Below are 13,194 nucleotides of genomic sequence, written 5' to 3'. Positions count from 1 at the left end.
GAAGAGCAGCATGTCAGCACCAAAAATTCGTCCGAAAGTCAGAGACGGTATCCTCCGCGCATTGAGTGCCGGAGTCGTCCCCTCCCAAGGAATTCAATATATCCAGGTTGGGCGCGCGCCAGAGATTAAAGCAATGATTCGCAGTATCGAATCAATCGCTGATGGGTCGTCTGTTTTCAAGATGGTGGTAGGTGATTATGGTTCGGGTAAAACCTTCTTCATGCACCTGGTAAGAAAACTTGGCTTTGAAAAGAAGCTGGTAACAATGCATGCAGATTTTTCTCCGGAGAGGCGGTTAGTTGCGAGCGGCGGGCAAGCTAGAAATTTGTACTCTGAATTGGTGAGTAATCTATCTACCCGTAGTAGACCTGACGGGGGTGCTCTACCTGCGATCATTGACATGTTCGTCGGGGATTCTCTCGCCGAGGCATCGGAGGAGGGGGTAGATGTCGAAACACTTATCGATCAGAAATTGTCGCCACTAAGAGAACTCGTTGCTGGCTATGACTTTGCTCGGGTTATTGGTCATTACTGTCGGGCTCATGAACAGGGAAATGATGCCCTTAAACAATCAGCATTACGTTGGTTGAAAGGGGAATTTTCAGCGAAAACGGATGCAAGAAACGAGTTAGGAGATGTCCGCACGATTATTGAAGACAAAACAATTTACGATGCCATTAAGCTGCTTTCCAAGTTTTTGCGAATTGCTGGGCAAGGTGGACTTTTGGTTATGCTGGACGAAGCCGTCAACTTGTTCAAAATTACACACGCACAGTCACGCACCTCAAACTATGAGCTTGTACTGACAATCCTCAATGATACTTTACAGTCGAACTCCAGCACTGAGGGTTTGGGGGTATTGATTGGCATTACTCCAGAAGCGTTATTTGATCCGAGGAGAGGGCTATGTTCCTACGACGCTCTTGCCTCGCGACTGTCACCAAATCGATTCGCGGAGCAATCAGGCTTGGTTGATTACAATCAGCCCACTATTCATCTTCAAAACCTCACCCCCGAGGAGCTCTATTTATTACTCTCCAATATTCGGAATGTTTTTGCTGCAGGTGAACAATCCACACATTTGATCACCGATGAGGGGCTTAAGGCATTTATGGATCATTGCCAGAAAACGATCGGGTCAGCCTACTTCAAAACACCACGGGAAACGATTAGAGGGTTTGTAAACTTATTATCCATGCTTGATCAATATCCAGATAAGAGCTGGACTGATTTTATTGATCAAATACAGATAGATGCTGATCCGGGTGATGATACGACTGACTCAGATGACCTAAAGAGTTTTACGTTGTAAGGCTATGGGTGATTCAAGCAGTTTTGACTTATTGAGCACCGGGGTTCAGCGCTGGGTTTACAAGCAGGGATGGAACTCCCTGAGAGCTGTCCAGGAGCAAGCCACACCAATCATTCTTCAGGGCGAAGGCGATCTTCTTATAACTGCTCCTACGGCCGGCGGCAAAACTGAAGCTGCTTTTTTACCAATCGTGAGTTGGCTGCAGGACTCTCATTCGGATGCCGGTTTCGGAGCGCTCTGTTTGAGTCCGTTAAAAGCCTTGATTAACGATCAGTACAACCGTCTCTCCCTGCTCTGTGAGAGCGCACGCACATCTATTACTCCATGGCATGGGGATGTTAGTCAAAGCGTAAAGAAGCGTGCTTGGAAAGCTCCTGATGGCATATTGCTTATCACCCCAGAATCTCTGGAGGCGATGTTCGTCAATAAGCCACATGAACTCAAATCAAAGATAGGCCATTTACAGTTCATTGTTATAGATGAGTTCCATGCCTTTATTGGTACCGAGAGAGGAATGCAGTTACTGAGCCTGATTACTCGTCTTGAGGAATGTCTGGGTAAGTCACTCCGCAGAATTGCATTATCAGCGACCATTGGTGATCCGAATATGGCATTGAAGTACTTAAGGCCTGATGGATCGGTCGAGGGTATTCACTTGGATGTCACTGGTGAAGGACTAAATCTAAAATTACAGATCAAATCCTACCTCCCCAAAAAAGGTGATTTGCCTGCTATACATGAAATGTCATTGGATCTTTTCAAGTGGTTGCGCGGTACTAATAACCTTGTGTTTGGCAATAGTCGTCGAACCGTAGAAGAGGTGACCGATTTGTTAGCCAAGGCGTGCGAAACCTCCAGCCTACCGGTAGAGTTTTTTGCCCATCACGGCTCTTTAAGTCGTGATGCAAGGCATTTCATTGAACGACGTCTCAAAGAAGGGGGGAAGCCCACCACGGCAGTGGCCACATCTACGCTCGAACTAGGTCTGGACATAGGTGATGTTGTTTCAGTCTCACAGATGGGGGCTCCGTCAAACGCTAGCAGTGTTCGACAAAGACTTGGCCGGTCTGGAAGGCGCGAAGGTTCCCCATCGATACTTCGTGTACTTATTGAATCTCATAGTAGAAAGAAAAACCCGTGTCCCGTTGACCTATTAGAAATAGAGCTGTTCCAAGCGGTTGCAGTCATTGGGCTTATGCTGGAGCGATGGATCGAACCTCCCGATCAATCAGCATTACATCTTTCAACGCTCATCCAACAACTTCTATCTATGATCGCGTTTACCGGTGGGATTACAGCTTCAGTCGCATACAAGGTTTTGTGTAAAAAGGGGCCATGGAAGGGGATGGATGCTTCTGATTTCGCTCAAATACTTCGAGATCTAGGGGAGGCGGATGTTCTTAACCAATTAGCTGATGGCGAGCTGATTGTTGGTTTAGAGGGGGAAAAGATTGTTAGCAGTCATACTTTTTACACTGCGTTTGAGGTTCCAGAAGAATATAGATTAGTTGCTGAGGGTAAAACGCTTGGTACATTACCTGTTACTACTCCCTATGTCGTTGGGCAGCTTCTTTTATTCGGTGGTCGTCGCTGGTCAGTACAGTCCATCGATGTAAGTACAAACACTATGATGCTCTCAAGGGCACGAAAAGGACAAGCTCCTACTTTCGGGGGTGAGCCTGCACCGGTCCATCGGGTTATTCGGCAAAGAATGTTTCATCTGTACCAAAATAAAGAGGTTCCTGCGTATTGCGATGACATATCTGCGGAGCTTATGGGGGCGGCCCGCACATATTTTGAAACTAAGTCGATTAATACCACCTGCCTGGTTGAAGATGGAGAGTATGGTTATTGGTTTATTTGGGAAAATGACCGAATACTTGAAACTATCAAGGTTTGTTTAAGCCTCACAGGGCGAGCTGCCGATCGAATGGGGCCGTGCGTGGTCCTAGAAAGGCCCACAGAATTAAAAGTTTTATCATTAGAGTTGCTCGAACTCTTAAATTCTCCAGATGGCATTACCGAACAAATTGAATGCCAGCCGCTTGGTAAATTTGATTGTCATTTGAGCGACCCCACAATTAGGCATGCATTTGTCACCGAAAAGCTAGATGTCCTTAATGCCTCACGATATTTACAATCCCTTATAGATGAACCTAAGAAATAAGGCATAAAGGTGCATATAGTTTATGAATGATTGGGTAAGGCGTAATTTAAAGCGTGGACTTGAATGGTCTGATGAAGACACATATATAAAAATCTCCCACACCCATTCGGGTGTAGATGTTCGCTTATTTCCTGATAGGCAAAAACAATCATCAATCCCACTACTGACAAGTTAAGGCTTCGATCATATTCATATATGCGATCTGCAGGGGCAGGCGTTAACTCGGAGTGGCATGATAAAAAATATGGGACTTTGCTCGTAAATCTACTTATTCAGGCATACAAACTTATTTTCCCTGTAGCGGAACATCACAAAATACGTGTGTACGGAGAAACACATTGTGATCTAAGGGAGGATGATCCTTTGGTCCTAGAGGATTGTAAGCGGAGAAGTCATTTCTGGGGTCGATTTGGGCTTAATGTCGAATCTCCGGAAATGCGTAAATCACCTATGTCTTGTACTTTAGCTGATTTGAACATAGTGGAACGGGATATCTATCCTGGACTTAAAACGTCATTACCACTCGATAATTTTCGGCTTGAGATTCACACTCCAATTTTTCTAGAGGATGATATCCAAAAACTCCACAAGCTTGATATCCATGATTATGACGTGAAGCGAGTGATGAAAAGCCGGGCAGAGGTTAATTCTCATAGCAAGACAATGTATAAGGAGTTTAGGTTTGCTACTTGCTTTGTCTCCGCCATTTTTTCCTACGGACTTATCCAATTAACCCCTAGTGACCAGCTCTTAGTGGTTAAAACCATTTCTTTTTTTCTATTTGTATTTATAGGATATTTTATAGGGCTACAATTTACGCCGACGTCCTGGCTTCGCTTTATGCCTGCAGCTATTTCTGTTCGTAAGGCCGAGCGAGATAAACAAGATGCCTTGGAGTACTTGTCTTCAAAGCTGACGGTGTTATTGAATGGTGATAACCGTTTTATCGACAGACTTTACCGAGCATTAAAAGATCAATTAGATGGTTTCCCGAAAGATCAATCATTGTCTCACGTAATATACAGTATGGATGGAGGGAAGATTGATGATCATGATTCCCCCGCGGTTGCCAGTATTGTTTTGTACATTGAAAAATCAATTAAAGAATTGAATCAGCTTAAATCTACAGAGCATGTTACCAAGGGAGATTTTCTATTTGGCGACGTGTCCTCTATGAGCGTTAATGATTTAAATTATTACAATGGTCGCCTAGGTCAACAGTTTGGCCATCATATCAATCGCTTACTATCTTTAAGGGACGGAAACCACTTAACTATATACGGGACGCCTGACAAATCGATCGATGAGGTTTGGCTTACCTTGAGAGATCAAATAGCCTACATCGTTCTTTATGCTTGCGACCTGTCGGATGGCAACAAGAGGGTGGGAGTGAAGGTATACCTTCAGGATGGACTGCTTGATATTTCTCGAGTTTGGTGCACAAGGAAAGAAGAATACTTTACCTATGCAATGCGTGCTCTCAGTCCTCTTTTAACTGTTAAAGATAGTGCAGGGCATTTACTGATTTCGAAAACATACGTTTCTTGGTCATCCTCGTCGTTTGATAAGCCCGCGGCAGCCAGTCAAATTTTGGTAGAGTTTGCAGCTGAAGTCTCGGACTTATCTGGGTCACGGTTTAGTGACCAAGAGATTGAATCATGCACGATGGGTATTCAGAAACGCCTAATAGGTAATACGCCTGCAACTGAAGAGTATTCTTTGTGACACTGATAGAAACAGTCCAGCCAACCCTTGATAAGGTGTATAAACGTTTGGCAAAGGAGGGGCTGCGTGATTTAACGTTACTTGAGTATGATCGCTATCTTAATGCATCGCTCTGGGGGAAAATAAAAAAGTGGGTTTTTGAGCGCGATCAGCGGACATGCAAAATATGCACAGCGAACGGTAAGCGTATCGAAATGGACGTCCATCATCGTAGCTATGATTTGGAGGTCCTAGAGGGTAAGAACGAAAAGATGTTGGTTACGCTGTGCCGGCGGTGCCATAACCTTGTAGAAAAATACCCTGATGGCCGTAAGCGCTATGATTTGGATGAAAAGGATTTCGAATATCTGCGCTTAATAGATGTTCATTCGATTATGCTTAAAGAAGGGATTCCGCTGAGGCTTGAGTCCAAAGTTACAAAACAGTATCAACAAATATCCTTGTTACACGATCCACGTGAAGCGTTGTTGTTTAGGACGTTGGATTCCTGCTTAGAGGAGTATCAGCGATTTCCGATAAGTTCATATTTCGTGGGTATTTTCTTGACCTTATTGATCAATTCCTATACATATAGGAATTGATGCTTTAAAAGGTTATTTCCGTTATGAGAGAAAAGCGGTATTTTCCCGCACCACGAGGTGAAGATGGCGCGCCAGCCTTCACAAAACCACATCTAAAGCATGCAGTTATGGTTGCTAAAGGTTCAGGTCGAACACCAGAAAGAGACGCAGCATTGATATTGTGCTCTGCAACGACAGGGTTACGCGTTTCCGAAATCGCAAATATTGAAGTGAGGCACATAATTGCGGAAGATGGATCATATTTATTAGAGGGTTGGATACCTGGTGAATTCACCAAATCTGGAAGATCAGGAGCAATCTTTCCGAGAAACAAAAAGTTTCAAGAGGCGCTTGATAATTACTTCGAGTATCGGCTTAAAAAGAAACATATGATTACTGATGATTTAAATAAATATAAAGGCCTAAAACCTAATAGTAAGGTGTTTTTGACGGAAACCGGAAGAAGGTTTGCGATGAGCATTAAGAAGAGGACTAAAGGGGAAGGCAAGAACAAGGTAACGACTGAATACAAGGCATGTGATGTTTTGGAGAGAGCTTTTAAGCGATTTTACAAAAGAGCATTTGGTGAGGACACTGACTACAGTTCACATAGTGGGCGGAAATACTTTGCCAACGAACTAGCAAATATTCTTGATAGGAAGGCTGAAGAGCATGAATTCTATGATGATATTGTAGAGCTAATGCGTAGCCAGAATTTAACATCTATTCAGCCCTATTTGATGCCAACCAAAGCTGAGGTTATTAACGCTTCTAAGAAAATGTATTAGGGTTCAAATTAAATGAGTAAAGATAAAAATTACGATTACACAGCTAAAGACAGAATGAAAACTCGTGAACAGAGAATTCGTGATGCTGGCCTGTCGAATCTTAAAGTAGTGATGCATAAAGATGATGCTGTCGAGGTGCGCAACCTAGCAAAAAAACTTTATGAAAAAAGAGGCATCAAATTCAACACGTAGGTTGTCACCGTAAGCGCTTACGGTATAATTGGACCCATGTTAACTTAATGGGTAATTCACCGTGAAAGAAACGTTATTCACAAAATATATGCGCGGCTCAGTCAATAGCTATTTGTCAAAAACCGCCAACGGAATTTGTTTCGATGGTATATTTCAAGGGGCGTGTATAGGGCAAAATATTACAGGGTACATATTTGGTGCTACTCCAAGATTTGCAGATGGCGATTGGGTAGAAACATCTGAAGTGGTTTGGGTAAGTAATATTTTATCATGTGGTTGGTATGCAGAAACAAAAACCGGCAGCCGGTATTTATTGTCTTCAGTTGAGTACAACCCGACTCTGCCGGAATCATCTAGATCCGTTGAAGCAGCAATGGAGCAAAAGCGAAAACACATCATGATGAATGAGCAGTATTTCAGACCGTTGATTTGGAGTGCTGGCAGCTAAGCAGAGATACGACATCTTAGATGCGGCTTAAACTTAAAGGAAATTAGGGAAAGAAAAAAATGTCTATCTCATCTACGTTAGAGGCCGATCAAATATTTTGTAGCACCAGAACAAAAATGTTTATGAGGCTTGAAGACCCAGAAAATACATTTGATATTTTTTTGAGGCAGAATGCTAAACAGCTCTATTCAGCTTTGTTGCCTCGTTATCCTGCACGGTACGAATATATGATAGATCATTATATGATAGATAGAAGAAACAAATCTCCATGCGGTATAGAGAAGCTGTGTCGTTTTAAACCCACCACTAGGAAAATAACTAACGGAAAGTAGGTATGGTAAATAAACAAAAATCATGGCTCATTGTAGTAGTGTTGGCACTATTCCTTGTACCTATTGCAATTTATATAGGGAATTAGAATGTTACGAAAACAGCTATCAATTTTCTTTCCGGCGTCCGCAGCTAGCGGTGTCGGGTTTAGCCCTTTCGCGAGAAATAAGTATTTAGAAATTTTAGAGAGAAACGGAATCGACGCACACTACTACCTTCCGAGTGTTGGCAGTAGAGGTAATGATGAGCTTTGTGAAGCGCTTGATGCATTAGCGCATGCGGGTTACATAATGACAGACTCTTCTGGTTATATAGTCGGTACCGTAGCCAAGGCAAGGCTATCTAATAATGAGAAGGCGAAGCAGTGAAGAGCTGAATTTAAAGTAATCGAATAGATAGGAAAGAACGGTAACAGGCAGGGATTGGAATTTTATTCAAACGAATGGGTTTTTCAAGAAAGCCCTGAATCCGTGATTAATTTAGATAATAAATTGTACTCTGCTCGAATCGAAGCGGTACCAGAGTATAAATGGGAACCTAAAACGCAGATAAGATAACGGAAACCATTATAGATAACAAAGAAACGAAAGCTCGCGACCTATTGTTAGGCTTAGTTCAGTGGAGTGAAAAACCAAAATTTAGCGGTGTCCAGGTTCGCGCAATGAAGGCTGGCATGCCAGTTTTACTGGGTAAGAACGCGGCCTTTCGTGAGTGGCAGCGTCAGTTGAGGCGCGGAGACAAACTTCCCCGAGGAAAGTTTTTCAAGGGTAAGGTGGCAGGAAAAAAAAGAATCGTCTTCGATGAAGCCCACCGAGCTATAAAATCGTACAGAGTTAAATCTTAATTTGGAGTTGTGGGAATAATAATGACTATGTTTACCGATGTTTCGCTCAGGTTAAAAAAAGAAATATACCTTCATTTCCATAGCGAACGTAAAGGTGCAGGGGTGTGTCTTAGCAACGCTATGATTAGCCCTGAAGAGAACACAAAAGTCATCAAGGCATCAACTAGAATTGCTAGAATTGCGCTAAGGGCAATTGATTTTCTTGAGCAGTCTGAATACGGACAAGAAATCAAAGATATTGACGACATCAATTCCTTATATGACATCTTGAGGCATGACTTCGTTTTCAGGCTGCCGACATCAAGCCTAGCCAAGCGCGTTATGCTTTCGTCTCGCGATGATGTAGAGCGTCAAATGAAGGATCTTGGTTTTGCAGCTGGCATTATTCGCCACCACCTATGTAAAGCTCTTAAGATCGATCCGTGCATGACTAAGCATGCGGTTAACAAAATAGCTGACAAACAAATGAAGTTGGCCGCAGAAAGCGTTATGTCTGCGACGGCACAGAAGGTATCTGCCTCTCCTATGAATGCTTATTTTCTGGAAAGAGCAAGGGATATAAAAATAGGCTTCTTGTCTTTATTGGATGCCAGTCAGAATCTGGGCGAAGCCAAAATGAAACCCCGCTGCCTATTTGATGCGATTGAATATAGACGTGACGCTAAGCTCAAGGGCGGTGATCGGTTTGAACCGCTGATTGACCGTTTTGTCTCTATCTATAGGCCAAACAACGAATCGACTGATATGGACAAAATCATATATAAGGCGGCTCTAGTTGAGGCTGTACAACTGGCAGAAAATTTATAGGAAACTAGTTAAAGGAAAATAACAATGCCTAATATTACAGATGAAGTGCCACAGCAAAAAAACGAAGATGTCGGGTTTAGCTTAGCGCAAAAGATTTCGATCGGAATATCCTTAACAGCCATCGGAATGTCCTTAACAGCCATTTTGATCAGTGTAATCAGCCTCCTTATTCTGCTTTAGCACTTAAAGGAAAAATATGTCTTGTACAGGAACATTAAGTGTTTATATGAAGTCTAGCGATCAGTATGCTTGCATATATATGCATCATATTGAAAAGAACAGAAACTTCTATATTGACACGCTTAGCATTCTGAAAAGTGATTATTCCAAATATACTCAGGCTATACAGCTACTTTCTTGTGGTGACAGGAGTACGCTTGACGCACCTTATGAGAAAACTTCGAGCCCCGCTTTATTTGATAGTTTTGGTGAGCTAAAAGAATTTTCTAGCGGACTTGGATCAACTCACTATTTGTTCGCGAACAATACGTGGATTCGACAAGAGGGCTGGCGATGAAATACTATGGAAGCGTGGTTCTCGATAAGAATCCAATCGATAATCTTTGCAAGCTTCATCGGGGTATGCCCGACAGCTTTAAAGAATACTTAGCTCTATATATTAACCCAAGGCCCGCGGGGGTCGTTCTAATGGGAACCACACCTAAAGAGCATCAATTCCCATGGGCGGGCGTGCAGAATAGTGCTCTAAAGGTTGAGGCTAAGTATAACAGTGGTAATTATATTGCGGTGCTGCTCAGGCATCCAGCTGTGGCCACAAGCCCAGATTTTATATCGATATTTGATCGTGTAGAGGTCGAGTACAAGGCTATCCTAAAAAGAGCAAAGTGGTTATCGCCATTTGCTTCTAACGAAAAGCTACCGATAAAGGCAGTTCAAAAAATCGCTCCAGCGCTTGAAGAGCTTGAAGAGCGCTTTTCAGATTGGTTTGTTTCTAACCGTAATTTGGTTGTTGCTGTCCTATCAAAGATAGCTGAGCAAGATATATGGAGAAACGGCAACGCCAAAAAAGACCTGGAAAGAAACTCTATTAGTTTTGAATAAGTCCAGCATATAAAAATAATAACCACCTTAGAAGGAGGGTAATCTCAGCGACTGAGGCTGCATTGATTGGAATGTTGTACCCGAACACCCAGCTTTTTGATATTACAACTTGAAGGAAAATAGTAATGAGAAAAGTGGTTGGAATAACTCAGTCAATCAATGATTTTAGCGGCACCAAGAATAAGTTATACAAGCCAGCATTCAGGGAATGGCAGTATAAATTAAACCGCAATGATCAATTGCCACGCGGAAAATGGTTTAAGGATAAGAAAGCCGGTAAGCCTATTATGATCATGGATGAGGCGCACTTGTTATTGGGTAAAGGCGCTCGCATTAATCCGATGATGTCTAGTTATAACCTATAGGAATTTAGGGAAAGAAAAAAATGTCTATCTCATCTACGTTAGAGGCCGATCAAATATTTTGTAGCACCAGAACAAAAATGTTTATGAGGCTTGAAGACCCAGAAAATACATTTGATATTTTTTTGAGGCAGAATGCTAAACAGCTCTATTCAGCTTTGTTGCCTCGTTATCCTGCACGGTACGAATATATGATAGATCATTATATGATAGATAGAAGAAACAAATCTCCATGCGGTATAGAGAAGCTGTGTCGTTTTAAACCCACCACTAGGAAAATAACTAACGGAAAGTAGGTATGGTAAATAAACAAAAATCATGGCTCATTGTAGTAGTGTTGGCACTATTCCTTGTACCTATTGCAATTTATATAGGGAATTTGAATGTTACGAAAACTGCTATCAATTTTCTTTCCGGCGTCCGCAGCTAGCGGTGTCGGGTTTAGCCCTTTCGCGAGAAATAAGTATTTAGACATTTTAGAGAGAAACGGAATCGACGCACACTACTACCTTCCGAGTGTTGGCAGTAGAGGTAATGATGAGCTTTGTGAAGCGCTTGATGCATTAGCGCATGCGGGTTACATAATGACAGACTCTTCTGGTTATATAGTCGGTACCGTAGCCAAGGCAAGGCTATCTAATGATGAGAAGGCGAAGCAGCGAAGAGCTGAATTTAAAGTAATCGAATAGATAGGAAAGAATGTAATGAAGATAGATTAAATTTTAAAAAAGCATTTTATATGTCGCTTATCTTTCAGATGTACTTGTTTGGCGTTACGGGATTAGTTTTTATATTATCATTAATTCCGCATATATTACTTAGGTTAATAGATCTTCCTACATCCATCAATTCTCGGTCAGTTAGCTCATTGATCGCTCGAGTGATCGTCATTGGAGTGTAACCTAATATATTGGCGAGTTCTTTGGCCGGTAAACCCGAGCAATCATTGCGTAGAATCTCTCTAAGTATCACTGCTTGCGCAGGTCCGCTCAATTTTGTTTTTTCGGCGAGCTTGGAAGGCTTGAAGTATTCACGCAGATCGAGACCTAGCATTGGAATGTAAAGCTGATTCCCCGGTATTAGGAACGGAACCCTATGCTCTATTAGTCTCTTGCGGTTATAGGAGCTAACCACTTCAACCAGATAGATCACGTCACCCTTATAGTGTTTGCTCACAGCAAGCCAATGCTTACGTACTACCGCTGGAGTTTCACCCTCTTGCGTATTGCTCATCAGCAAGCAAGAATGATTAAACAGGTCCAGCTCATAGTACTGATAGGAGCTCTGTAGGAAAAACGGTAGGTGGTCAGCGTTCGTCCACAGCTTAGGTTCTGCAATGGTGCCAGAGCCTATTGTGTCCTGCAGATACTGCCTAGTTTTTATGAGAATATTGTCCGTAGCCATGAGATGTAGGGGGCTCCGGTTAATAACCTTGATATTGCACGATAACTCGGGCAATGTTACTGTACAATTGTAGTGTTATTATTGTCGTTTGGCTAGCCCCTTTAAATGGACTGAACGCATTCAAGCTTCCCGTCGGTTATTCCCTTTCGGCACAGTTCAAAACGGGTTGAGTTTGACGCAACCCCTATCCACATGTCATCTCCCCAGTCTCCCAAGACCGCACGTATACGAAGATTATTGCTTGAATGAATTTTAGGGCGGTGTGTGTGACCCATGATAATCAGCCCTGCCTCAGGGTGACGCTCAAATGTATCATCCACTAATCTTTCAGAAGCATCGAGCAGGGTAGAAGTCTTATTGGCCTGGCTTTTTTGGCTTGCCATCCTCATTGAATCGGCAATGTTCAGTCTCAGCGATCGCGGCAGGCGCCGAAAGCACCACTGTACAAACGCATTGCGAGTGATCGCACGAAATCGACGATAGCCTTTGTCGTGGGTACAGAATATATCCCCATGAGTAAGTAAACATTTTTCCCCGTTGGGGAGTTTCCAGAGGCAAGGATCTGGGAGTAGGGTAGCGCCCGAACGTGCCGCAAACCGCTTTCCAACGAGAAAGTCGCGGTTCCCAGCCATGAAATATACGGTTATTCCACGAGTTACGAGGTCTTTTAGTGCAGTTTCCGTCTTATTCGACACTTCAGTAACCACATCATCACCCACCCAAACCTCGAAGATGTCTCCAAGTAACATCAAGGTGTCACCTCGCTGCGGGGTAGCCGCACACCAAGACAGGAAGCACTGAGTATGTGCCGGCCGTGACTCGCAGAAATGAGTATCTGAAATGAAGTAGTGCATTCCCCGTAACCTAAGTCTGATACTTTGTTGTGAATTTACAATATTGTACTTTTGGGCCCACGATAATAAATCGTGTACACTAATTCTAATGTTCATGACTTCCTAGCTAGGGGTTCTACGGATAATCCGTCCAAAAACGACAAATATCGCAGCATACTTCAGTCGCAGCGTGCGACCGCGGCAAGCGACGGAAGCACCATTGCACGAGGACATTGCGCGTGATCGCCGGTAGTCGGCATCATGGATGCAAAACACGTCCCCGTGCGTCAACAAACAGGACTCACCATTGGGAAGCGTCCAAGGACTGGGGTCGGGGAGTAGGGTTGTTCCGGTACGTGC

Annotated in this window: 15 protein-coding genes; 13 read left to right on the top strand and 2 right to left on the bottom strand. The window is 43.1% G+C overall.

Annotation, left to right across the window (positions count from 1 at the left end; all coding sequences use genetic code 11):
* Nucleotides 1–10: 10 nt before the first annotated feature.
* The 13 genes from H5647_RS21420 (at nt 11) to H5647_RS21360 (ending at nt 11,286) form a co-directional block, all read left to right on the top strand.
* Entirely contained in the window at nt 11–1,312 is a 1,302-nt protein-coding gene (locus tag H5647_RS21420) for an ATP-binding protein (RefSeq protein WP_045861735.1), read from the top strand.
* A gap of 31 nt (nt 1,313–1,343) precedes the next feature.
* Entirely contained in the window at nt 1,344–3,479 is a 2,136-nt protein-coding gene (locus H5647_RS21415; protein WP_200911676.1) for a DEAD/DEAH box helicase, read from the top strand.
* Nucleotides 3,480–3,914: 435 nt separating this feature from the next.
* A complete protein-coding gene (locus tag H5647_RS21410) occupies nt 3,915–5,204 on the top strand; it encodes a hypothetical protein (RefSeq protein WP_162926471.1) in 1,290 nt (429 codons plus the stop codon).
* Nucleotides 5,201–5,785, top strand: a complete 585-nt coding sequence (locus H5647_RS21405) for an HNH endonuclease (protein ID WP_045861732.1) — start codon at nt 5,201–5,203, stop codon at nt 5,783–5,785. Before H5647_RS21410 ends, H5647_RS21405 begins: the two co-directional genes overlap by 4 nt.
* Before the next feature lie 23 nt (nt 5,786–5,808).
* A complete protein-coding gene (locus tag H5647_RS21400; protein ID WP_045861731.1) occupies nt 5,809–6,552 on the top strand; it encodes a site-specific integrase in 744 nt (247 codons plus the stop codon).
* Nucleotides 6,553–6,564: 12 nt separating this feature from the next.
* Nucleotides 6,565–6,744, top strand: coding sequence for a hypothetical protein (locus tag H5647_RS21395; protein ID WP_045861730.1), 180 nt, complete (start codon nt 6,565–6,567; stop codon nt 6,742–6,744).
* 61 nt (nt 6,745–6,805) lie between these two features.
* Complete coding sequence (locus tag H5647_RS21390) at nt 6,806–7,192, top strand: hypothetical protein (RefSeq protein WP_045861729.1); 387 nt, start codon at nt 6,806–6,808, stop codon at nt 7,190–7,192.
* A 419-nt stretch (nt 7,193–7,611) separates the two neighbouring features.
* Complete coding sequence (locus tag H5647_RS21385; RefSeq protein WP_045861728.1) at nt 7,612–7,890, top strand: hypothetical protein; 279 nt, start codon at nt 7,612–7,614, stop codon at nt 7,888–7,890.
* A gap of 497 nt (nt 7,891–8,387) precedes the next feature.
* The gene (locus H5647_RS21380) at nt 8,388–9,173 is read left to right on the top strand and encodes a hypothetical protein (RefSeq protein ID WP_045861726.1); all 786 of its coding nucleotides are present in this window, start codon (nt 8,388–8,390) and stop codon (nt 9,171–9,173) included.
* Between the two features lie 24 nt (nt 9,174–9,197).
* Nucleotides 9,198–9,353, top strand: coding sequence for a hypothetical protein (locus H5647_RS21375; RefSeq protein ID WP_162926470.1), 156 nt, complete (start codon nt 9,198–9,200; stop codon nt 9,351–9,353).
* A 333-nt stretch (nt 9,354–9,686) separates the two neighbouring features.
* The gene (locus H5647_RS21370; protein WP_045861724.1) at nt 9,687–10,235 is read left to right on the top strand and encodes a hypothetical protein; all 549 of its coding nucleotides are present in this window, start codon (nt 9,687–9,689) and stop codon (nt 10,233–10,235) included.
* Between the two features lie 125 nt (nt 10,236–10,360).
* Complete coding sequence (locus H5647_RS21365; protein ID WP_045861723.1) at nt 10,361–10,600, top strand: hypothetical protein; 240 nt, start codon at nt 10,361–10,363, stop codon at nt 10,598–10,600.
* A 380-nt stretch (nt 10,601–10,980) separates the two neighbouring features.
* The gene (locus tag H5647_RS21360; RefSeq protein ID WP_045861722.1) at nt 10,981–11,286 is read left to right on the top strand and encodes a hypothetical protein; all 306 of its coding nucleotides are present in this window, start codon (nt 10,981–10,983) and stop codon (nt 11,284–11,286) included.
* A gap of 64 nt (nt 11,287–11,350) precedes the next feature.
* On the opposite strand, the gene H5647_RS21355 is transcribed toward H5647_RS21360, so the two are convergent.
* Nucleotides 11,351–12,001, bottom strand: a complete 651-nt coding sequence (locus tag H5647_RS21355; protein ID WP_052692300.1) for a helix-turn-helix domain-containing protein — start codon at nt 11,999–12,001, stop codon at nt 11,351–11,353.
* Between the two features lie 101 nt (nt 12,002–12,102).
* A complete protein-coding gene (locus H5647_RS21350; protein ID WP_045861853.1) occupies nt 12,103–12,855 on the bottom strand; it encodes a UDP-2,3-diacylglucosamine diphosphatase in 753 nt (250 codons plus the stop codon).
* Nucleotides 12,856–13,194: the final 339 nt, after the last annotated feature.

It is taken from the genome of Teredinibacter purpureus (genome assembly GCF_014217335.1).
Classification (GTDB): Bacteria; Pseudomonadota; Gammaproteobacteria; order Pseudomonadales; family Cellvibrionaceae; genus Teredinibacter; species Teredinibacter purpureus.
This window is presented reverse-complemented; position numbering and strand designations above follow the sequence as displayed.